This window comes from Demequina sp. NBRC 110054, assembly GCF_002090115.1.
Classification (GTDB): domain Bacteria; phylum Actinomycetota; class Actinomycetes; order Actinomycetales; family Demequinaceae; genus Demequina.
The window spans coordinates 686,283-707,369 of the sequence record NZ_BBRK01000005.1 but is presented as its reverse complement, the minus strand read 5'-3'; the positions used below and the strand labels follow the sequence as shown (position 1 = coordinate 707,369).

Annotated in this window: 20 protein-coding genes; 12 read left to right on the top strand and 8 right to left on the bottom strand. The window is 71.6% G+C overall.

The annotated features are described in order from the left end of the window. Positions 1-7: 7 nt before the first annotated feature. Positions 8-496, bottom strand: coding sequence for a MarR family winged helix-turn-helix transcriptional regulator (locus B7K23_RS12600; RefSeq protein WP_234996524.1), 489 nt, complete (start codon positions 494-496; stop codon positions 8-10). Next, a complete protein-coding gene (locus B7K23_RS12595) occupies positions 493-1,680 on the bottom strand; it encodes an LLM class flavin-dependent oxidoreductase (protein ID WP_084126915.1) in 1,188 nt (395 codons plus the stop codon). Before B7K23_RS12595 ends, B7K23_RS12600 begins: the two co-directional genes overlap by 4 nt. A 162-nt stretch (positions 1,681-1,842) precedes the next feature. Between B7K23_RS12595 and B7K23_RS12590 the strand changes: the two genes are divergently transcribed. The 3 genes from B7K23_RS12590 (at position 1,843) to B7K23_RS12580 (ending at position 4,538) form a co-directional block, all read left to right on the top strand. Beyond that, a complete protein-coding gene (locus B7K23_RS12590) occupies positions 1,843-2,187 on the top strand; it encodes a metalloregulator ArsR/SmtB family transcription factor (protein WP_084126914.1) in 345 nt (114 codons plus the stop codon). Continuing rightward, a complete protein-coding gene (locus B7K23_RS12585; protein ID WP_084126913.1) occupies positions 2,184-3,815 on the top strand; it encodes a SulP family inorganic anion transporter in 1,632 nt (543 codons plus the stop codon). Before B7K23_RS12590 ends, B7K23_RS12585 begins: the two co-directional genes overlap by 4 nt. A gap of 81 nt (positions 3,816-3,896) precedes the next feature. After that, positions 3,897-4,538 (top strand): MBL fold metallo-hydrolase, encoded by a 642-nt coding sequence (locus B7K23_RS12580; protein ID WP_084126912.1) that lies wholly within the window; start codon positions 3,897-3,899, stop codon positions 4,536-4,538. Between the two features lie 42 nt (positions 4,539-4,580). On the opposite strand, the gene B7K23_RS12575 is transcribed toward B7K23_RS12580, so the two are convergent. From B7K23_RS12575 to B7K23_RS12565, 3 genes are read right to left on the bottom strand one after another with little or no spacing between them, the layout of a single operon-like run. Continuing rightward, entirely contained in the window at positions 4,581-5,342 is a 762-nt protein-coding gene (locus B7K23_RS12575) for a fructosamine kinase family protein (RefSeq protein ID WP_084126911.1), read from the bottom strand. 41 nt (positions 5,343-5,383) lie between these two features. Then, on the bottom strand, positions 5,384-6,613 hold the full coding sequence (locus tag B7K23_RS12570) for an MFS transporter (RefSeq protein ID WP_084126910.1): 1,230 nt from the start codon (positions 6,611-6,613) through the stop codon (positions 5,384-5,386). A 9-nt stretch (positions 6,614-6,622) separates the two neighbouring features. Continuing rightward, entirely contained in the window at positions 6,623-8,896 is a 2,274-nt protein-coding gene (locus B7K23_RS12565) for a glycoside hydrolase family 3 N-terminal domain-containing protein (protein WP_084126909.1), read from the bottom strand. A gap of 113 nt (positions 8,897-9,009) precedes the next feature. Between B7K23_RS12565 and B7K23_RS12560 the strand changes: the two genes are divergently transcribed. Together B7K23_RS12560 and B7K23_RS12555 are read left to right on the top strand one after the other, a co-directional pair. Beyond that, positions 9,010-9,636 carry a TetR/AcrR family transcriptional regulator gene (locus B7K23_RS12560; RefSeq protein ID WP_084126908.1) on the top strand — a complete coding sequence of 209 codons (627 nt, stop codon included), beginning with the start codon at positions 9,010-9,012 and terminating at the stop codon, positions 9,634-9,636. A 233-nt stretch (positions 9,637-9,869) separates the two neighbouring features. Beyond that, on the top strand, positions 9,870-10,454 hold the full coding sequence (locus B7K23_RS12555; protein WP_084126907.1) for a hypothetical protein: 585 nt from the start codon (positions 9,870-9,872) through the stop codon (positions 10,452-10,454). 150 nt (positions 10,455-10,604) lie between these two features. Here the strand turns inward: B7K23_RS12555 and B7K23_RS12550 are convergent, their stop codons facing one another. The 3 genes from B7K23_RS12550 to B7K23_RS12540 are packed head-to-tail and all read right to left on the bottom strand — an operon-like array spanning position 10,605 to position 13,725. Then, complete coding sequence (locus B7K23_RS12550; RefSeq protein WP_159451412.1) at positions 10,605-11,387, bottom strand: GDSL-type esterase/lipase family protein; 783 nt, start codon at positions 11,385-11,387, stop codon at positions 10,605-10,607. Between the two features lie 38 nt (positions 11,388-11,425). Next, positions 11,426-12,559 carry a glycosyltransferase gene (locus B7K23_RS12545; RefSeq protein WP_084126905.1) on the bottom strand — a complete coding sequence of 378 codons (1,134 nt, stop codon included), beginning with the start codon at positions 12,557-12,559 and terminating at the stop codon, positions 11,426-11,428. Then, positions 12,559-13,725 (bottom strand): glycosyltransferase family 1 protein, encoded by a 1,167-nt coding sequence (locus B7K23_RS12540; RefSeq protein ID WP_084126904.1) that lies wholly within the window; start codon positions 13,723-13,725, stop codon positions 12,559-12,561. Before B7K23_RS12540 ends, B7K23_RS12545 begins: the two co-directional genes overlap by 1 nt. 107 nt (positions 13,726-13,832) lie before the next feature. Between B7K23_RS12540 and B7K23_RS12535 the strand changes: the two genes are divergently transcribed. The 7 genes from B7K23_RS12535 to cobA are packed head-to-tail and all read left to right on the top strand — an operon-like array spanning position 13,833 to position 21,076. Beyond that, entirely contained in the window at positions 13,833-14,558 is a 726-nt protein-coding gene (locus tag B7K23_RS12535; RefSeq protein ID WP_143338269.1) for a copper resistance CopC family protein, read from the top strand. Then, positions 14,555-15,781 carry an MFS transporter gene (locus B7K23_RS12530; protein WP_084126902.1) on the top strand — a complete coding sequence of 409 codons (1,227 nt, stop codon included), beginning with the start codon at positions 14,555-14,557 and terminating at the stop codon, positions 15,779-15,781. The genes B7K23_RS12535 and B7K23_RS12530 overlap by 4 nt, the downstream gene beginning before the upstream one ends. Before the next feature lie 34 nt (positions 15,782-15,815). Then, positions 15,816-16,733, top strand: a complete 918-nt coding sequence (gene hemC / locus B7K23_RS12525) for a hydroxymethylbilane synthase (protein WP_084126901.1) — start codon at positions 15,816-15,818, stop codon at positions 16,731-16,733. Beyond that, positions 16,730-17,509, top strand: a complete 780-nt coding sequence (locus B7K23_RS12520) for a uroporphyrinogen-III synthase (RefSeq protein ID WP_084126900.1) — start codon at positions 16,730-16,732, stop codon at positions 17,507-17,509. The genes hemC and B7K23_RS12520 overlap by 4 nt, the downstream gene beginning before the upstream one ends. Then, on the top strand, positions 17,506-18,486 hold the full coding sequence (hemB, locus tag B7K23_RS12515; RefSeq protein ID WP_084126899.1) for a porphobilinogen synthase: 981 nt from the start codon (positions 17,506-17,508) through the stop codon (positions 18,484-18,486). Before B7K23_RS12520 ends, hemB begins: the two co-directional genes overlap by 4 nt. After that, positions 18,483-19,859 carry a glutamate-1-semialdehyde 2,1-aminomutase gene (locus tag B7K23_RS12510; protein ID WP_307176063.1) on the top strand — a complete coding sequence of 459 codons (1,377 nt, stop codon included), beginning with the start codon at positions 18,483-18,485 and terminating at the stop codon, positions 19,857-19,859. The genes hemB and B7K23_RS12510 overlap by 4 nt, the downstream gene beginning before the upstream one ends. Then, complete coding sequence (gene cobA, locus B7K23_RS12505; protein WP_084126898.1) at positions 19,856-21,076, top strand: uroporphyrinogen-III C-methyltransferase; 1,221 nt, start codon at positions 19,856-19,858, stop codon at positions 21,074-21,076. Before B7K23_RS12510 ends, cobA begins: the two co-directional genes overlap by 4 nt. Positions 21,077-21,087 lie beyond the last annotated feature (11 nt).

Here is a 21,087-nt window from a genome sequence, read left to right as displayed (position 1 = left end):
CTCCTTCTCAGGAGGGGGAGGACAGGCGGGAGACGAGGTCGCGCAGCTGCACGAGCTCGTCGTCGGACAGCGCCGCGGTCATGGCCTCGGCGACCGACCGGCCGTGCGAGCGGCCGATCGTGCGCTGGACCGCGCGGCCCTGCTCCGTGAGGGACAGGTGGGAGGCGCGGGCGTCGGCGGGGTCCGCGCAGCGGGACACGAGGCCGCGGTCGACCAGGCGGTCGACGAGGCGGGACAGCCCGGGCTGGCTCAGCAGCACGTGCCGCCCCAGGTCGGACAGCCGCTGCGGGCTGTCGCACTTGCTGAGCGTGTAGAGCACGTCGTACTCGCGCATCGACGCGTCGGACCAGACGTCCTCCTCGGCGAAGCCGCGCATGAGCTGGGAGTAGGCCGTCAACACCGCCTCCCACGTCTCGTTCGCGAGGCGCGTCCGGGTCGTGCCGGCGCTCCCGGACGATGCGGGCGCCGCCGGGGCGGGAGTGGTCGCGGCGCTCACAGCGTCGGGTAGGCGGTGACCTCCGCCTCGGAGTCCTGGTAGGGCGATCCGCCGGTGACGTTGTCGCCGCGGTTGGCGTTCGGCGCGGGCTGGCGCGGCGGCTGGTCGCCGTACTTGGCTTTGACGAGGTCCGCGTGGCTCGGCGGGTTCGCGGGCGACTCGGGGTCGCGTCGCGCCTCGAGCTCCTTGCGCAGCACCGGGACGACCTCGCCACCCAGCAGGTCGAGCTGCTCGAGCACGGTCTTGAGGGGCAGCCCCGCGTGATCCATGAGGAACAGCTGTCGCTGGTAGTCGCCGAACGTCTCCTGGAAGGTGAGGGTCTTGTCGATGACCTCCTGCGGCGAGCCGACGCTCAGGGGGGTCGAGCTCTCGAACTCCTCCATGGTCGGGCCGTTGCCGTACACCGGGGCCTCGTCGAAGTAGGGGCGGAACTGGGAGTGCGCCTCCTGCGAGTTCTTGGCGATGAAGGCCTGGCCGCCGAGTCCGACGATCGCCTGCTTCTGCGTGCCGTGGCCGTAGTGCTCGAAGCGGCGCCGGTAGTAGTCGATCAGGCGGCGGTAGTGCTCCTTGGGCCAGAAGATGTTGTTCGCGAAGTAGCCGTTGCCGTAGTACGCGGCCTGCTCGGCGATCTCGGGCGTGCGGATCGATCCATGCCACACGAACGGGGCCACGTCGTTGAGCGGGCGCGGCGTCGAGGTGAAGCCCTGGAGGGGCGTGCGGAACTTGCCCTCCCAGTCCACGACGTCCTCGCGCCACAGGCGGTGGAGGAGGTTGTAGTTCTCGAGCGCGAGGTGGAGGCCCTGGCGGATGTCCTGGCCGAACCACGGGTAGACGGGCGCGGTGTTGCCGCGGCCGAGCATGAGGTCCATGCGGCCGTCGCTGAGGTGCTGGAGCATCGCGTACTCCTCGGCGAGCCGCACCGGGTCGTTGGTCGTGATGAGGGTCGTCGACGTCGTGACGATGAGCCTCTCGGTCATCGCGGCGATGTGGGAGAGCAGGGTGGTCGGGGACGACGAGAAGAAGGGCGGGTTGTGGTGCTCGCCGATCGCGAAGACGTCGAGGCCGACGTCCTCCGCGTGCTTGGCGATCGTCACGATCGCCTTGATGCGCTCCGCCTCTGACGGCGTGCGTCCGCTGACGGGGTCTCGAGTGATGTCCGAGACGGACATGAGGCCGAACTGCATGATGACTCCTCGCTCCGGGGCTGGCTGCCCCAACTATATGCGTATGCATCTAAAAACGCGAGAGGCGGCGTGATATTCCTCTCGGATCGATCTCCCGTGCCCCTGCGGCGCCTTCTTGGTGACATGATGAAGTCATCACATCGCGATGGAGGGGGCTACGGCATGCACACAGGCAGGCCGCTCAACGAGGTCAAGGCCGACCTGTTCAAGGGGCTCGCGCATCCCGTCCGCATCCGGGTGCTCGAGCTGCTCGCAGAGCAGGACGAGCGCACCGTGGCAGAGCTCTTGGAGATCACCGGGATGGAGGCCTCGCATCTGTCGCAGCACCTGCGCGTGCTGCGCGGATACGATCTGGTCCGCTCCGAGCGTCGGGCCAGCACTGTCGCGTACCGGCTCGCGCACCCGTCGGTCGCGGCGCTGCTCGCCGCCGCTCGCACGCTTCTGCATGACGTGCTGCGGGCGCATGAGGAGGTGACCTCCTCACTCGGAGCGGGGGAGCGCGCATGAGCGGCGCTGCCTGGAGATCCCTGCTGCCCTCGCGACGCGACTACGCGGAGCTGCGGCGCAGCTGGCGAGTCGACCTGCTGTCGGGTGTCTCCGTCGGCGTGGTGGCGCTGCCGCTCGCACTCGCCTTCGGAGTGTCCTCGGGGGCGGGCGCGGCCGCGGGACTGATCACCGCGATCGTCGCGGGCGTCGTCGCCGCAGTCCTTGGCGGGTCCCATGTCCAGGTGTCCGGGCCGACCGGCGCGATGGTCGTGGTCCTCGCGCCCGTGCTCGCCGACCGCGGCGTGTCCGCGCTCGCGCTCGTGACCGTGATGGCTGGCCTGCTCGTCGTGGCCGCGGGCGTCGCGCGGCTCGGCAGGCTCGTCGGCCTGATCCCGTGGCCCGTGATCGAGGGGTTCACGGTCGGCATCGCGATCATCATCTTCCTTCAGCAGGTACCGATGGCCGTTGGGCTCGCGCACGGGGAGAGCGGGGTCAAGGCCTGGCGAGCCGCGGTCGACGCCGTGCTCGGTGCGGACTGGGGAGTCGCGTGGCCGGCGCTCGCGCTCGTGCTTGCCGTCGTCGCGGTGATGAGGCTCTGGCCCCTCGTGACCGGGGCAGTTCCTGGCGCGATCGTCGCGATCGTCGCCGTGGCGCTGGGCGCGACGGCGCTCGGCGTGAACGTCCCAACTATCGGAGCGCTGCCGACCGGCCTTCCCAGTCCGACCCTGCCGGAGCTCGATCTTGCCTCGCTGCGCAGCCTCGCGGCGCCAGCCATCGCGATCGCCGCGCTTGCGGCGATCGAGTCGCTGCTGTCGGCGAGGGTTGCGCAGACCTACACCGACGTCGGTGGCTACGACGCCGACCGCGAGCTTGTCGGCCAGGGTCTCGCCTCGGTCGCGTCCGGGCTGTTCGGCGGCATGCCCGCGACGGGTGCGATCGCGCGCACCGCCGTCAACGTCCGTTCGGGGGCCCGTACACGCGTCTCTGCGGTCACTCACGCCGTCGTGCTTCTCGTGATCGTGCTCGTCGCCTCGGGGCTCGTGGCGCGGGTCCCCCTCGCCGCGCTCGCAGGAGTCCTCATGGTCACTGCGGTGTCGATGGTGAGGCCGTCCGTTGTCCGCTCCGTCATGAAGGCTTCGAGGTCCGATGCGCTGCTGTTCGTGCTCACCGCGCTCATCACGGTGAGCGTGGACCTTATCTACGCCATCGTGATCGGCGTAGGCGTGGCCGCGGTGCTTGCGCTGCGGGCCGTCTCGATGTCCGCCGGCGTGCATCGCGAGGAGCTGCCCGGTCTGCCGGTGCCTGGCGATGCGCGCATCGCTCTGCTGCGGCTGGACGGCGCGCTGTTCTTCGGCGCCGCGGACAGGGTGCTTGACCGCGTGGCCCGGATCGAAGGGGTCGAGGTGGTGATTCTGCGGATGTCGCAGATCCGGCTGCTCGACACCACCGGAGCCCAGGTGCTCACGGAGCTCGTCACGACGCTCGAGCGGCGCGGCGTGGTGGTTCTCATCAAGGGGGTGCAGGACCGTCACGTCGGCCTTCTCGCGCACATGGGAGCACTCGAGGAGGACGACCACGTGTTCGCCCACCTCTACGACGCGATCGAGTGTGCGCGCGCCATCGTCGCGGCGCGCGTGGTGAGTGAATGACGCCTGACCCTCGGTGTCAGAGGCCGTCGAGCTTTCGGGCGTAGGGTGCAAGAACAGCCCCGAGACCAGGGAAGGTCCGATATGCGTCTGACCAAGCACGTGCACGCCTGCGTCACGCTCGAGGAGCGAGGACGCACCCTGCTGATCGATCCCGGGGTGTTCGAACCGCGCGCTCCCGAGCTGCTGTCCCAGGCGGACGCCGTGCTCATCAGCCACGCGCACCCCGACCACTTCGATCGAGCCGCCCTCGAGGCCGAGCTCGCCAGAAGGCCCTCGCTTCCCATCGTCGGGCTCGAGGCAGTCGTCGGTGGCCTGGCCGAGATCGGGACCGCGGTGGAGTTCGTGAACCCGGGTGACCGCACGGACGTCGTCGGCTTCGACGTCGACGTATTCGGCGGCCTGCACGCCGAGATCTACCCGCAGGAGCCACGGGTCCCGAGCGTCGGGTACCTGGTCGGCGGGCGGGTGTACCACCCTGGCGACTCCTATCAGGTGCCGGACATCGCGGTCGCGACCCTGCTCGTGCCCGTCTCGGGGCCCTGGACACGCTTCCCCGACGCCGCGGCGTTCCTCTCGGCCGTGTCGCCTCGCCGCGCGATCGCCATCCACGAGGCCGCGCTGAGCGAGATCGGGCTCACGATGCTCGACGCGCATCTGGGCCAGGTCGGTCGCGTGCCGATCCCGCTCGAGCGCCTCGAGGTGGGCGACTCGACCGAAGTCTGACCCTGAGGTCTGAGCCCCGAGATCAGCCCGCGGCGGGAGACCTCACCCCGCGTCCAGCACGCCACGCGCGGCGCTTGCGAGCGCGACGCCGTACGCCCTCCCGTGACCGACGGCGTGGACGGCGAGCGGGTGCAGCTGGTGCAGCCCGATCCGCGCGCGCCAGCCCTCCCGCAGCGGCGACGTCGACGCGTAGCCGTTCAGGACCGCGCCCAGGTGCGGGGCGCCGAACAGCGCGAGCATCGCGAGGTCGGTCTCGCCGTGCCCACCGTGCGCCGCGGGGTCGATGAGCACGGCGCCGTCGGCGCCGAAGAGCAGGTTCCCCGCCCACAGGTCGCCGTGGAGGCGCGCGGGAGGCGCGTCGTCGTCGAATCCTCTCGCCGCGATCAGGTCGCACGCGCGCCGCACGACGTCGGCCTCGGCGACCGTGAGGTTCCCGGCGGCCACCGCATCGTCCACGAAGGGCAGGACCCTGCGGTGGGCGTAGAACTCGCCCCACGACTCCGACGTGAGGGTGGGCATCCGCCGCTCGCCGATGAACAGCGGCCCGTCCCAGCCAGTGGGGGGCGAGCCGAACGACGCGGCACCCGCGAGGTGCATGCGCGCGAGAGCCGCGCCGAAGTTGTGCGCGGCGGAGACCGTGGGGACCATCTCATGAATCCGTGCTACCTCGATGCGCCCGGGGCTCACACCGATGACCTCTGCACAGCGGGGGCCGTCCGCCTCCGCGAGCCATCGCAGCCCGGCGGCCTCGGCCTCGAAGAATCCGTGCGGGGCGTCGGCCCGCTCCTTGACGACGGTGCTCATGCGGGGCGCGCTCCCTTCGTCCTCCGTGGTGGGCCGAGCGGTCACGCGGCCGCGGCGGCGGTCTCCTTGCGCGGCGCCATCGAGCCCGCGAGCAGCACGATCAGCACGCCGAAGACCGGCACGAGCGTGAGCCCGGCCCGCAGCGAGGTCTGATCGGCGATCCAGCCGACCAGCGGCGGCGACACGAGGAACGCAAGCCTGAGCAGCCACGACAGGATCGTGAGCCCGGTGCCGGCCCGCAGGCCGGGGAGCTCGTCGGCGGCATGCATCGCGCCGGGGATGAGCGTCGCGACGCCGAAGCCCGCCGCTGCGAAGCCCGCGACCGTGCCCCACGGGGAGGGGAAGGCGAGCGCGAGGCCCATGCCGAGCGCGACGAGGCCACCGCCCACGCGCGCGACCGCGCGCTGACCCCACCGATCCACCATGCCGTCGCCCACGAGCCGCCCGACGAACTGGCTGCCCTGCATCGCGACGAAGGCGAAGGCGGCGAGGGCGGCGCCGGTCGCGAGCTCGTCCTGCATGTAGCTCGCCGACCACGTCGAGGCGGCGTCCTCGACCCATCCGCCGCCGATCGCGATGACGGTGAGGGCCAGCAGGACGCCCCAGGTGTGCAGAGGGATCCTGGTGAGGGGCGTGTGCTGGGGCACCGCGGACTCGCCCGCGGCGTGATCGACGTCCTCGACCGTCTCGGGCTCATGCGGCAGGAGCATCGGGTACGCGACGAGGTTCATCACCACCACGATCGCGAGCGTCACCGTGAACTGGAGCGGGACCGAGACCCCGAGCCCCGCGCACGCGCCTCCGATGAGGCCGCCCGCGACGGCTCCGATCGACCACAGCGCGTGGAACGCGTTGAGGATCGACCTGCGATACAGCTTCTGCACCTGCAGGCCATGGGCATTCTGGGCGACGTCGACCCACGCGTCGGTGACGCCGACGAGGAACAGCGCCGCGCCGAACAGCCACACCGTGGGCGCCACGCCGGCGCCGAGCATCACGGCGGCGCTCGCGATCATCGTCACCGCCGCGAGGCGCGCCGAGCCGAACCGTCGGATCAGCGGGGCGGCGAGCAGGCCCAGGGCGAGCGCCCCCACGGGCCACATCGCGGCCGCGACCCCGAGCGCGCCGTACGAGATCTCCAGCCCCGCGCGGATCTCCGGGATGCGCGGCGCGAAGCCGCCGAGCACGATGCCGTTGGTGAAGAACACCAGGGAGACGCCGACGCGGGCGCGGCTCAGGTGGCGCGGGACCGCGCCGGTCGGAGTCGTCATGCAGGCACTCTACGAACCGGAGGCGGCTGCGGTCGCGTCGACCACGACGTGGAACGTCGCGGTCAGCAGGTCGCTGCGGCGCGACGAGGGGCCGACCAGCAGGGTGAACTCACCGGGCTCGACCACGCGGTGGCCGCGCGCGTCGACGATCGTGCACGCGCTCACGGGAAGCTCGAGCGCCACGCGGACGGACTCGCCGGGGGAGAGCTCGACCTGCCGCACGGCCTTGAGCTCGCGATCCGCCCACGTCGCCGACGTGTTCACGTCGCGCACGTAGACCTGGACGGTCTCGAGCGCGGGCCTGGCTCCGGTGTTGGCGACGGTGACCTCGGCGTGGACGGTGCCGTCGACCGACACCTCGGGGCTCAGGACCGTGAGCCCCGAGTACGACACCGTCGTGTAGGACAGTCCGTGGCCCAGGACCCACGCGGGCTCCTGCGTGAGATCGGCGTAGCGGACGCCGTGCTGAGCGTCGATCTGGTTGTAGAAGGTCGGCTGCTGGCCGACGTGACGCGCGAAGGAGATCGGCAGTCGGCCCGAGGGCTCGACGTCGCCGAACAGCACCTCGGCGAGAGCGGTGCCGCCCTGCATCCCGGGGTTGGCGGCCCAGACGATCGCCGAGGCCATCGCGTGGACCGAGGCGGGCAGGACGTGCGGCTTGGAGGCCATCAGGACGACGACGAGCGGGGTGCCGGTGTCGGCGAGCGCGTCGAGCATCGCGATCTGGCCACCGAGCAGCTCGAGCGTCGCGGTCGACTTGGCCTCTCCCACGAGCTCGCCGCGGTCACCGACGACCGCGATACACACGTCCGAGGCCTCGGCCTGCGCGACCGCCGCGTCGATGAGGGCGTCGTCGGGCTCGCGCGGGATGACGATCTGGGCGCGCGGCTGACCGTCGTCGAAGTAGCCGCCGGCGGGGTCGGGCTCGGTGGTGAGGATCTCCGCGCCGAGCTCGTGCGCGATCTCGATGTCGTCGCCCGCGCTCGCGCGGAGGCCGTCGAGCGGGGTGACGATCTGCGCCCGGGGGTGACCGTGCATGAGCCAGTCCGCCTGGCCGGACGCGCCGGCCCAGTCGCCGAGCGTGACGTCGGGGTCGTCCGCGTTCGGGCCGACCACCACGATGCGGCCGACCTCGTCGCGATTCAGCGGCAGGACGCCGTCGTTCTCGAGCACGACGATCGAGCGGCGCGCGACCTCGAGGTTGAGCGCGGTGTGCTCGTCGCACGCGATGACCTCTGCCTGGCGGGCGAGGTCGGGGCGGCGCTGGTCCTCGAAGAGCCCCAGGTCGAACTTCACGGTGAGGATGCGGGCGACGGCCTCGTCGATCCTCGCCTCGTCGAGCAGTCCGCGTGCGACGGCCTCCTGCGCCCCGGTGAAGAAGTCGGGCGTCGTCATGATCATGTCGTTGCCCGCGTTGACCGCGGCTGCGGAGGCCTCGGCGTAGTCGGGGAAGAGTCGCTGCTCGCGCACGAGGTTGCCCACGTTGTCCCAGTCGGTGATGAGCATGCCGTCGTAGCCCCATTCACCGCGCAGCACGTCGTTCAGCAGCCAGTCGTTGATCGTGATCGGCGTGCCGTCGATCGCCTGGTAGCCGAGCATGAAGGTGCGGCAGCCCTCGCGCGCGACGCGCTCGAAGGGCGGCAGGTACCACGAGCGGAGCTTGCGCTGCGAGACGTCGGCCTCCGACGCATCGCGGCCTCCCTGGGTCTCCGAGTAGGCGGCGAAGTGCTTCGCCGTCGCGAGGATCCCCTCGCGGTCGCCAGCGCCGTCTCCCTGGTAGCCGCGGAACAGCGCGGACGCGAGCTCGCCGATCAGCCACGGGTCCTCGCCGAACGTCTCGGACACGCGGCCCCACCGGAGGTCGCGCGCGATGCACAGCACGGGGGAGAAGGTCCAGTGGATGCCCGTCGTCGACACCTCGCGCGCCGTGGCGCGTCCCACGCGCTCGAGGAGGTCGGCGTCGAAGCTCGCCGCCATGCCGAGCTGGGTGGGGAAGATCGTCGCGCCCTCGAAGAACGAGTGCCCGTGGATGCAGTCCTCGCCCACGAGCAGCGGGATTCCCAGGCGCGAGGCGTCGGCGAGCGCGTGCGCGCGGGTCAGGCTCTCGGGCGACGCGTGCAGGATGGACCCGACGTGCCACTCCTCGACCAGGTGATCCACGCCGTCGTAGGTGTGCATCTGCATCATCTGCCCGACCTTCTCGGGAAGTGTCATGCGGGAGACGAGGTCGGCAACGCGCTCAGGAGTGGTGCGCGCGGGATCCAGGTAGGCGGGGGTGGTCATGGCGCGTTCCTTGTCATGCGTCGTTGGATGGGCGAGGGGAGCCGGGGGCCATTCCCACTCTTGCGTCTCGCAAGGTACCACTTGCTACTGTGAGACGGCAGAGGGGAGGCGCGATGGTCGACACGACCGGCTCGCCCGGTGCGGCCGAGCCGCCAGCCCGCGGTCACTCGAGAGGGAGTGCGCGGGAGCACATCCTCGCGACCGCGACCGCGCTCATCGCCGCGCGGGGCATGGATGCCGTGACCATGGCGGACGTGGCCGCAGCGTGCGCGATCGCGCCCTCGGCCCTTGAGCATCAGTACCCGAGCAAGGAGGACCTCCTTACGGCGGTGCTGGCGAGGCGCGACGAGGTGACCGAGCGCAAGCACGGCACGGCCGATGCGCCGGGGCGGCGGATCCTGACCGAGATCGTGCGGCACGCGGAGGACAACGCGGGCGTGAGGAACATCGTGCAGGCCTTCGCGATGATCGTTGCCCGTGGCACCGACGACACGCATCCCGCGCACGACTACTTCCAGGTGCGTTACGTCGCGGTGCACGAGCAGTGGGTGAGGACCTTCCTCGACCTCAAGGAGGCGGGCGAGCTGCGAGACGGAGTCGACCCGGCCGTGGCGGCGCGGCAGACGACTGCGCTGATGGACGGTCTGCAGATCCAGTGGCTCTACGACGAGCGTGTCGACATGGCTGCGGACCTGCGCTGCTTCTTCGATTCGCTGCTGCTGCGCCCGCTCGAGGGGTAGCCGCGCGCCAGCGCGACGCCCCGCTGGTGCGCCGCGGGCCTTGCTGTCGCTTGCCCTCGGGCCGCCGCCTCGGCGCCGCTTGCGGCTTCATCGCGCGTACCAGGGAAGCCGGGTGACACGCCCGGCGGGACCGACGTCCCGTGCAGACCTCGGTGGACAGGTCTACCTTCGGGAATAGGTGATCAATGACGAATCACCAAAAGGCTCGAAAACCGGAATTCGAGGAGAAGACAATGGCAGTGAACGACGAGGTCGCCACCACCTCAGGCAAGGTTGGCTCCCCATTCGGCTGGACGATGCTCAGCATCACGCGCATCGCGCTCGGTTTCTACTTCCTGTGGGCATTCCTAGACAAGCTTCTGGGGCTCGGCTTCTCGACCTGCCGCACGGTCGCTGACGACGCCTCGGTCACGATCGACGCGTTCTGCGACAGCGCCTGGATCAACGGTGGCCACGTCACCGAGGGCTACCTGGTGTACGCCGGCAACGTCAACAGCCCGTTCAACGCGTTCTTCGTGGAGCTGGGCGGCCAGCGTTGGACCGACATCCCGTTCATGCTCGGCCTGCTCGGCGTCGGCCTGACGCTGATGCTCGGCATCGGGACCAAGGTCGGCGCGATCTCGGGTTCGCTGATGGTCGTCATGATGTACATGACCCAGATGCCTGTCTCCACGAACCCGTTCCTCGACGAGCACCTGCTGTACGCGCTCATGATGATCGCGATCGTGTGGGTCGAGCTCGGCCACCAGTCGATCGGCCTCGGCAAGTGGTGGCGGGAGATCCCCATCGTCAAGCAGCTGAGCGTGATCCTCTACTAGGAGTTCGTGTCGCGGCCCCGACACCGTGCCGCGACGAGACCCGAGACAGCGCCCGGACCGTCAGCCCCCAGACGGCCCGGGCGCTTCTGTGTCCGGCGAAGGGGGCGGGCCCTCTGCACGCAGGGATGACGCGGTTCCCCGGAGGGGCGGTCACGCGGTCGCGCTGCGGCCCCTGCGCCTCTCCTCGAGCACCTCGTGCGTGACCATCGCCGCGACCTGCGGGATGAGGTCGCGCGACCTCTTGGCGACCCACGGGGTGCCATGGCGGGCGAGCCACCACAGCCGGTCCGCGAGCGCGGGAGATGGAGGCGGGGGCAGGAGACTCGCGACGGGCGCGACGTCGCCCCCGAGCCTGTCGATCACGTGCTGCGCGAGCGCGCGATGGCCGATCGCCGACGGGTGCACCCGGTCGATGTGCCAGCCGCGCTTGCCGCTCGGCGCGATCGCCGCGGCGCCATCCACGACCACAGCCCCGGTTCCGGCCGCCGCGAGCCGCAGTGCCGCGTTGGCCGCGCCGATGCGTCGCGCCATCACGTCCGCGATCGGCCCTCCGACCAGATCGAACAGCCCGATGCGGTCGAGTGAGAGGAGCACCACCGAGCGGCCAGGGCGCGTCAGCCGCTCGAGGGCGTCCGCGACGTCGCGCTGGATGCCCTCCGGATCGAAGTCGCCGCGCAGCACGTCGTTGCCGCCGACGGTCATCAGCACCAGGTCGGGCCGCGCCATGAGCGCGGTCGGGACCTGGCTCCTCGCGAGATGCCTCGCGCGCGCCCCGTTCGACGCGAGATTCGTGAAACGCGAGGCACCGAGCGCATGAGCGACGTGAGCGGCCCATCCGATCGGCACCTCGGTGACGGTCTCGGGCCTCTGCGTGCCGTCGCCGACGCCATAGGTGATCGAGTCCCCCAGAGCCACCACCACTGGACCGTGCATCGCGACTTCCTTCCCCCGAAGGTCCCCGTGGCCGGCTCTCAGCCCGAGACCCGCTCCTTCGCTCCGCGATGGATCGCGAGCATCCGGTCGATCGTGGCCGACCATGGCAGCTGCTCCGCGCGGCTCCGCGCCGTGCGTCGGCGCTCCTCCGCGGGGCGCGAGAGCAGCGTGGCGATCGCGTCCGCGAACTCCTTGGGCGAGCCCTTGGCGGCGACGCCCGCCTCGGCGACCACCTCGGGCAGCGCGGACGCGGCGTTGACGACGACGGGCGTGCCCGAGGCGAGCGACTCGAGCGCCGCGAGGCCGAAGGTCTCGATCGGGCCGGGGGCGATCACCGCGTCGGCGCTCGCGAGCAGGGTCGCGAAGCGGTCGCGCCCCGACACGAATCCGAGGAAGTCGATCGGCGCCCCCTGAGCTCGCGCGCGGATCTGTGCGTCGAGCGCGCCGCCGCCCGCGCACACCAGGCGCACGGGCATGCCGCGTTCCGCGAGCAGGCGCACCGCATCGATCGCGAGGTCGGGCCGCTTCTCCGAGGACAGGCGCGAGGCCATCAGCAGGAGCGTCTCGTCGCGCGAGGCCAGCTCGGAGCGCACCGCCTCGTCGTGGCGCGATGGCCGGAAGGTCTCCAGGTCGACGCCGAGTGGCACCCGCTCGACAGGGACGCCGATGCGGTCGAACTCCTCGGCCGCGTAGGCGGTGGTCGACACGATCGTCGTGAATCGTCGCGCGGTGCCGCGGTTGTGCCAGTCAGCCATCGACTCGAGGGGGAGCCGTGCGCCGAGCGCCTCGGGGAGGTTCGCGGCGAGGATGCCGTCCGCGCGCTCGTGGGAGAAGAACACCGACGGGATGCCCTCGCGGGCCGCCCATCCTCCGAGCGAGCGCAGCGTCGTACGGTCCGACACCTCGAGCACGTCGGGACGGAAGCCGCGCAGGATGCCGCGCAGCTCGCGAAGCCGCGAGATCACCCGGTACCCGCCGCTCAGGGGCAGGATCGGGCTCTGGAGCGTGATGCGTCGTCCGTACTCGGTCAGCTCGTCGGTGTCCTCGGCGCCGGGCACCACGAGCAGCACCTTGTGGCCGCGCTCGACATAGCCCCGGCCGAGCGCGTGCATCGCGGTGCGCAGGCCCCCGGACGTGGGCCCGTAGAAGTTCGCGATGTGCGCGATGCGCATCAGCGCACCACCTCTTCGTCCGCCCAGTCCCACGGGCGGTCGGGCAGGACGGCGCGGCTCTGGATCGCCTCGGCGTAGAGCCCCATCAGCTGTTCGCAGACCTTGGCCCACGTGCGACCCTCGACGGACACGCGCGCGTGGTTCCCGTAGCGGAGCCGCTGCTCGTCGTTGTCGACGAGCAGCCGCACGTAGTCGACCATCTCGTCGAGACGGCCGGGCGTGTAGAGGAAGCCGGTCTCGCCGTGATTCACCAGGTCGATCGGGCCGCCCCGGCGAGGAGCGATCACGGGCACACCCGAGGCGAGCGCCTCCTGGATGGTCTGGCAGAACGTCTCGAGCTCCCCGCAGTGCACGAAGAGGTCGAACGATGCGGTCGCCTGGGCGAGCTCCTCGCCGCTGAGGAAGCCCGTGAACACCGCGTCAGGGAGCATCGCCTCGAGCTTGGGGCGCGAGGGGCCCTCGCCGACGATCACGACCTTGATGCCGGGGATCGACGCGAGCCTCCCGAGGTCCTCGACCTGCTTCTCCGCGGCGAGCCTGCCGACGTAGCCGACGACGATCTCGCCATCCGGCGCCCACTGCGAGCGCAGCGTCGCCGAGCGCTTGGCGGGGTTGAACCGTGCGGCGTCGACGCCACGCGGCCACAGCCGCAGCTGCTCGACACCCAGCTGCTCGAGCTGCCGCATCGCGTACGTCGAGGGCACCAGGTTGAGGTCCGCGCGCTGGTGGATGTTGCGCACGCGGTTCCACAGGATGCCCTCGCCCCATCCCATGCGATAGCGGTCCGCGTAGGACGGCACCTCGGTCTGGTAGACCGCCACGGTCGGCAGGCCCAGGTCCTGCGCCGCCTTGACGGCGGTCCAGCCGAGCACGAACGGGCTCGCGAGGTGAACGACGTCGGGGGAGTAGTCCTCGAGGATGCGCGACAGCCGTCCCGTGCCCGAGAGCGCGACCCTGACGTCGTGGTACCCGGGCCAGCCCATCGCGGGAAGGCGCGTGATGGACGCGACCCCGTAGTGGACCGGGCCGCGCGCGCCGCGCGACTCGGGGGCGATCACGATCGCCTCGTCGCCCCGCAGGGTGAGGTGTTCGATGACACGGAGCAGCGAGTTCGTCACGCCGTTGTTGTGCGGCAGGAACGACTCGGCGACCAGCGCTACCTTCATGGCTTCATTGTCACGCCACCGGGTGTCCGAAGGGTGAGAGTTCGGGGTGTGGCGCATGAACGGATGGTGACGGGCAGGTAGCGGCGATTTCGGTGGACAATGGCCGCATGAGGACCTCCATGCTTCGTTCGACTCTCGCGCTCGTGGTCGCGCTCGCCGTGCTGCTTCCCGGCAGCGCCGCGTACGCCCACACGTCGCTCGTCGGCACCGATCCGGAGGACGGCGACGTGCTCACCGAGCTCGAGCAGGTCACGCTCGAGTTCTCCGGCGCGGTGCTCGACCTCGGCACGACGCTCGCGCTCGTGAAGGACGATGAGCGCATCGAGCTCGAGCCCGAGTTCCCCGCTGAGAACACCGTGACGGCCCAGGTGCCTGCTCTGACGGACGGCGAATGGTCGCTCGTGTTCCGCGTCGTCGCCGAGGACGGGCACCCTCTCGAGGGTCAGGTCGATTTCGCCTTCGTGGAAGTGGCGGTCACGACGGCGGAGCCGACCGCCGAACCCTCCGCGAGCGCGTCGTCGACGCCCCGTGCCGAGGCAACCGTCGCATCGTCCGCGTCCCCCACCCCGATCGCCGCCGCGGTGACCTCCGCGTCCGCCGAGCCGACCGCGTCGGCGACGCCGGTCGAGGCCGAGGGAGACCGCACCGGAGGCTGGGCGCGGCTGATCGGGGTCGCGGTGCTCATCGCCGTCGCGACGGCGGTCATCGTGTGGGTGCGCAGGCGCGGGGACGATGCGGTGGCGGGCGGGGCCGAGTCTCCCGGGTCGGGAGACGCCGAGCTTGAGACCGACGCGGACACCGACGGCGGACCCGCCGAGCCAGGTGTGAGGTGACCGCCCTCCCGCCGGTCGCGCCCTCGGGCGCGCCCCGGTGGAGGCTTCCCGACAGCGCGCGCTCGCCGCATCCGGCGGCGGTGCTCGCGGGCTTCGTCGTCGCGGGGCTCGGCATCGGTCTGACCCAGGGCGGCGCGTCCGCAGTCATCCAGGACCAGGTCAGGACGCTCGACACCTCGGTCGACATGATCGGCTACACGATCATGGCTTACGCGCTCGGCGTCGTGATCGGGGCGCCGCTGCTCATGGTCGGCCTCGCGGGATGGGGTCGCAGGCGGCTGCTGATCACGATGTCCGCGGCGTTCGTCGTGACCTCCGCGCTCACCGCGCTCGCGCCCGACGTCTGGTCGCTGCTCGTGATCCGCTTCCTCGCGGGGCTGCCGCATGGCGCGCTGCTCGGCACGGCCGCCTACGTGGGCATGCTGGCCGTCGGACGCGAGAAGCGCGGCAGCGCGATCGCGACCATCATGTACGGGCTCACCGCGGCGACCGTCATCGGGGTGCCCGCGATGCAGTGGGGGTCAGAGACGTTCGGGTGGAGGACGATGTACTGGGGCGTGGCCGTGGTCGGGCTTGCGGGGCTCGCGCTCATCTGGGCCTATGCGCCGCGCGTGCCCGGTACCAAGGGGACGACGTTCACCGGAGAGCTGTCGACCCTGAGGGGACGCCCGCTGTGGATGTCGTTCCTCATCATCGTCGCGGGCTTCGCGGGTCTCGGCGCCGTCCAGTCGTACATGGTGCCGCTGCTCGAGGACACGAATGGCTTCAGCCCCACGGCGGTCACCGTCACGCTGGCCCTGTTCGGCATCGGGATGACCGTGGGCGCCACCGCGGGAGGCTGGCTCACCGACAAGGGCACCCTCCTCGCGGCGCGTGTGGGGCTGTTCGGGCTCGCGACATCGCTGCTGCTGCTCGGCCTGTTCGGGGACACCGGCTGGCCGACCGTGGTCTTCCTGGTCGCGCTCGGAGCCTTCGTGCAGGTCTTCAGCCAGGCCTCGCAGACCCGGCTCATGGACGTCATCCACGCCTCGCCGTCGCTCGGGGCGGCGCTGTCGCACTCGGCGCTCAACGCGGCGACCGTGCTCGGGTCGGGCCTCGGCGCGGTGCTGATCGCGCTCGGTCTCGGCTATCTCGCGCCCGCGTGGCTCGCGTTCCTCGGCGCCGTCGTTGCGATCGTGCTCGTCATGGGGTCCGGCTTCCGCGACGTGGACCCCGCGCGGTGAGCGCCGCGCACGCGCGACGTGGGACGATAGTCGGATGCACCTGAGACTCGGCACGCGCGGCAGCGCGCTCGCGATGACCCAGTCGGGTCACGTCGCCGACGCGATCGTCGCGGCCGCAGCCGCCCGGGGCATCGAGGCCGAGGTCGAGCTCGACATCGTCACGACTCACGGCGACACCTCGCGCGCCTCGCTCGTCGGCCTGTCTCAGACCGGTGTGTTCGTCAACGCGCTGCGAGACCACTTGCTCGACGGCGGCTGCGATCTGCTCGTGCACTCGCTCAAGGACATCCCCGTCGAGCCCGCGGACGGTCTCGACATCGCGGCGATCCCTCTGCGCGAGGACCCGCGCGACGCGCTGTGCACGACCGGTCCGTCGCTCGACGAGCTTCCCGTCGGAGCCCGCGTCGGCACGGGCTCGCCGCGCCGCGCGGCGCAGCTGCGCCGCGCACGCACCGATCTCGAGATCGTCGACATCCGCGGCAACGTGGACACGCGGCTCGCGCGGATCCAGGACGACCTCGACGCCGTGGTGCTCGCGGGCGCGGGGCTGAGCCGACTCGGTCGGCTCGAGGAGGCGACCGAGCTGCTCCCCGTGGACGTGATGGTGCCCGCGCCGGGACAGGGCGCGCTCGCGGTCGAGATCCGGCAGGACGCGGACCCCATGGTGCGCGAGCTCGTCGAGGCGCTCGACGATGCAGACACGCGGGCCTCGGTCATCGCCGAGCGCGCCGCCCTCGCGGTGCTCGAGGCAGGCTGCTCCGCTCCCGTCGGCGCCTACGCGACCGTGAGGGACGGCGAGCTGCACCTCCAGCTGAGAGTCACCAACACCGCCGGCTCCCTCCAGCTCAACGAGAACACCCGCGGTCCGGCCACCGAGGCCTCCGCGGTCGGCCGCGCGGCCGCCCACGCACTGCTGGGACGCGGCGCCGCGCGCCTGATGGGAGCGCGATGACCGCACATCCCTTCGCGGATGTGCGTGTCCTGGTTCCCGTCACGTCCGCGCGTCGCGAGATGGCCGAGCGTCTGCGCTCGGCGGGCGCGACGGTCGACGAGGCGCGATTCATCGCGATCGAGGGCCCCTCGGATCCTGCTGCGCTCGCGGACGCGGTCATCGCGTGGTGCGACGGCGAGTACGACTGGCTCGCGGTCACGAGCCGCAACGCGGTGCTCGCGATGCACAGGATCGCCGAGCGCGAAGGCAGGAGCCTCACGGAGCCGCAGCCGCGCTCGCGCGTCGCGACCGTCGGGGAGTCCACCAGGGCCGTGTGCGCCGAGGTGGGCCTCGAGGTGTCGTTCGTGCCGCAGGGCCGCCAGTCGGCCGCGGGGATCGCCAAGGAGCTGCCCGAGGGCGAGGGGCGCGTGCTCGTCCCGCTCGGCAACCTGGCCGCCCCGACGCTGCCCCGCGGCCTCGCGCGCCGCGGATGGGACGTGGACCAGGTCGAGGCGTACCGGACCGTCGACGGCCCCGGAGCCTCGGCCGAGACGGTCGCCGCGCTGCGCGCCGGGGAGTTCGATGCGGTGCTGCTGACGTCGGGGTCGGTCGCCGAGCGTCTCGCCTCGCAATGCGCCGACGTACCGGTTTCCACCATGATGGTGGCCATCGGGGGGACGACAGCGGCCGCTGCCCGTGCGGCGGGCATGCGGGTCGACGCCGTCGCCACCGAACCGAGCTATGACGGAATGGCGGACGCGCTCGCGGCCGCCCTCGCCGCGAAGGGAGACCGATGAGCCTGTCCAGGAGGCCGAGGAGGCTGAGGACGACGCCGGCGATGCGTCGGCTCGTGCGCGAGGTGCGCCCTCAGGCCGCACAGCTGGTGCTGCCGCTGTTCGTGCACGAGGACCTGGACGTGCCGCGGCCGATCACCTCGCTGCCCGGTGTGGACCAGATCCCTCTGTCGGGAGTGCGGCCCGCCGTCGAGGCGGCGATCGAGGCCGGGCTCGGCGGCGTGATGCTGTTCGCGATCCCCTCGGTGCGCGACGCCGAGGGCACCGCCGCATGCGAGGCGGACGGGATCCTCAACCTCGCGATCGCCGAGGCAGTCGCAGCCGCGGGCGACCGCATCGTCGTCATGGCCGACCTCTGCCTGGACGAGTTCACCGATCACGGCCACTGCGGCGTGCTCGACGCGCACGGCAACGTCCACAACGACGCGACGGTGCTCGTCTACCAGCGAATGGCGCTCGCGCAGGCGCGGGCCGGCGCGCACGTGCTGGGCCTCAGCGGCATGATGGACGGCCAGGTCGTCGCGATCCGCGACGCGCTCGACGACGAGGGCTTCACCGACGTGTCGCTGCTCGCGTACGCCGCGAAGTACGCCTCCGCGTTCTACGGGCCCTTCCGTGAGGCCGTGGACAGTCAGCTCCAGGGCGACCGTCGCACCTATCAGATGGATCCCGCCAATCGCCGCGAGGGCTCGCTCGAGGCGGCGCTCGACGAGGCCGAGGGCGCGGACATCGTGATGGTCAAGCCCGCGCTGCCGTACCTCGACGTCGTCGCTGACGTCGCCGCCCAGTCCGATGTTCCCGTCGCGGTCTACCACGTGTCGGGCGAGTACGCCCAGATCGAGGCGGCCGCCGCGAACGGCTGGATCGACCGTCGCGCCTCCCACCTGGAGGCGCTCACCTCGATGGTCCGCGCGGGCGCGGACATCGTCGTCACCTATGCCGCGATCGAGCTCGCGGCCTGGCTGAAGGAGGACGCATGAAGCCCATCTCGTCGCAGCTGAAGACGAAGATGAACCGCCTGGGGCTGCGTACCCTGCGCGGCGAGAAGGCGTGGGAGGAGCGCGCTGCCGACGTCATGCCCGGCGGCGTGAACAGCCCCGTGCGTGCGTGGAACGGCGTCGGCGGCCACCCGTTGCCGATCGCGTCCGCCAAGGGCGCGATGATCACCGACGCCGCAGGGCGCGAGTTCATCGACCTCGTCGACTCGTGGGGGGCCGGCATCGTCGGACACGCTCACCCGCAGGTCGTGTCCGCGGTGCGAGCCGCGGCCTCGAACGGCCTGAGCTTCGGCGCGACCACCGAGGCCGAGGTCGAGCTCGCCGAGGAGATCCGCGCGCGCTACGCGCCGGCGCAGAAGGTGCGGCTCGTATCTACCGGCACCGAGGCGACGATGACGGCGCTGCGCATCGCGCGCGCCGCGACCGGCCGCGATGTGATCGTGAAGTTCGCGGGCTGCTATCACGGCCATTCCGACGCGCTGCTCGTCGCCGCGGGCTCGGGTCTCGCGACCTCGGGCGTCCCGGACTCCGCGGGAGTCACGGCCGGCGTCGCGAAGGACACGATGGTGCTGCCCTACGGTGACGTCGACGCGCTCACCGACGCCTTCGCGGAGCACGGCTCCCGCATCGCCGCGGTGATCGTCGAGGCCGTCCCCGCGAACATGGGCGTCGTCTCGCCGCCCGAGGGCTTCCACCGCCTCATCTCTCAGCTGTGCCGCAACGAGGGCGCCGTCATGATCCTCGACGAGGTGCTGTCGGGCTTCCGCGCGGGCCCCGCAGGAGGCTGGGGGCTTGAGCGCGACGCGGACGTCGCGGCGGGCCACGAGCCATGGTCGCCGGACCTCGTGACCTTCGGCAAGGTCATCGGCGGAGGGCTGCCGGTCGCCTCGGTCGCGGGCCGCGCCGACCTCATGGACCTCCTCGCGCCCGTCGGCGCCGTCTACCAGGCCGGCACGCTGTCCGGGAATCCCGTCGCGGTCGCCGCGGGCCTGGCCACGATGCGGCTTCTCGACGACGACGCGTACGCCCGCCTCGACAAGGTGTCGGCGCTGCTGCGCAAGGGCGTGAGCGAGCAGCTGCACGCCGCGGGCGTCCCCCACGCCGTGGGGCGCGCGGGCACGCTGTTCTCGATCTTCCTGGGGCTGTCCGAGCCGCCCATCACGTTCGACGAGGTCTCGGACCAGGACGCCCTGCGGTACTCCGACATGTTCCACTCGCTGCGTTCCAGCGGCGTCGCGCTGCCCCCGAGCGCGTACGAGGCGTGGTTCGTGTCCCTCGCGCACACCGAGGCGCACGTCGATCGCGTGATCGACGCCGTGAAGACCTGGGGAGGGCGTGAGGCCAAGGCGCCGTGAGCCTGCTCCTGTCGCTCGACGTCGCTGACCGGCTCGTCGTGGTCGTCGGCGGCGGCGTGGTGGCCGCGCGTCGCGTGCGGGGCCTGCTCGACTCGGGTGCCGACGTCACCGTCGTCGCGCCTGAGTGCGGCACCGACGTCGCCGCCCAGGTCTCGCACGGCGATGTGCGCTGGATCGATCGCAAGGTCCGCGCGACGGATCTCGACGGCGCCTGGCTGGTCATCGCGGCGACGGACGACGCGGACATCAACATGCAGGTCGCGGCGTGGGCCGCGGACCGCCGCATCTGGTGCGTGAACTCGTCCGACGGCTTCTCCACCAAGGCGCGCGTCGCGGCGGTGTCGCGTCACGGCGACCTGTCGATCGGCGTCGTCTCCGAGGGTGCGCCCGATCCCGCGCGCGTCGCCCGCGTGCGCGACTCTCTTGGCGCGCTGCTCGACGCCGGCCAGGTGGACATGCGCCGCGTGAGGCGACGTGCGGGGCGCGTGGTCCTGGTCGGCTCCGGTCCGGGCAGCGTCGACCTCATCACGGTGCGCGGCGCGCGTCTGGTGGCGGAGGCCGACGTCGTCGTGACCGACCGGCTCGGCGCGACGGGGCTGCTCGCCGCGCTGCCGGAGCACGTCGAGGTGATCAATGTCGGGAAGTCTCCCGACAACCACCCGGTCCCGCAGCACGAGATCAACGAGATCCTCGTGGACCGTGCCCGCCGCGGCCTCACAGTTGTACGGCTCAAGGGCGGCGATCCGTTCGTCTTCGGCCGCGGAGGCGAGGAGGTGCACGCGTGCGCCGAGGCGGGCATCCCCGTCGAGGTGGTGCCGGGAGTGACCTCGGCGCTCGCCGCACCCGCGCTCGCGGGGATCCCGCCGACGCATCGTCAGGTGTCGACCTCGGTCGTCATCACCTCGGGTCACGCCGGGCCCGAGCCGACCGCGAGGGCGGCGCTGGGGGAGGGCGCGACGCTCGTCGTGCTCATGGGCGTCGCCGCGCTTCCCGCGTTCGTCGAGGCCGCCCTCGAGGAGGGCGCGGACCCGTCGACGCCGGTCGCAATCATCGAGTCCGCCGCGACGGTTCGCGAGCGCGTCACGCGAGGTTCACTTGCTGACATCGTTCGTATCGCAGGGGAAACGGCGGTGAAACCTCCGGCCGTTATCGTCTTCGGCAGGGTCGCCGCACCGGCGTTCCTGGCGTCGGCGCTGGCGGCGACGCCGCCGTCGTGACAGTCGATCAG